The sequence below is a fragment of the Rhodanobacter thiooxydans LCS2 genome, from assembly GCF_000264375.1.
In the GTDB taxonomy this organism is placed as follows: Bacteria; Pseudomonadota; Gammaproteobacteria; order Xanthomonadales; family Rhodanobacteraceae; genus Rhodanobacter; species Rhodanobacter thiooxydans.
Genome location: NZ_AJXW01000184.1, coordinates 1 through 242, shown reverse-complemented (window position 1 = coordinate 242; position 242 = coordinate 1). Strand labels below are relative to the sequence as shown.

The 242-nt window shown below is 71.9% G+C and carries 1 protein-coding gene; it reads right to left on the bottom strand.

Annotated elements, in window-relative coordinates:
* Positions 1-242, bottom strand: a 242-nt coding sequence (locus UUA_RS18450; protein WP_008439870.1) for a TonB-dependent receptor domain-containing protein, incomplete at both ends; no start/stop codon positions are given.

Genomic DNA, 242 nt, shown 5'->3' with positions numbered 1-242 from the left:
CGTCGGCGATCGGCGTAACGCAGGGTGTCGACCGCATTCGCGCGCAGTCCGCCGTAGGCGCGCCATTGTTCCAGCCGGCCGCCGAGGGTCAGCGCCCAGGCGTCGGCGAAGCTCCACACGTCCTGCAGGTACAACGCGCGGGTCTGCGTGCGGCCGGCGAACGCGCTGACCCGCACGCCGTCGGCATCACCGAGCCAGCTGCTGGCGTTGCGCACGCGGCTGTCCAGTACATAGCGGTCGCC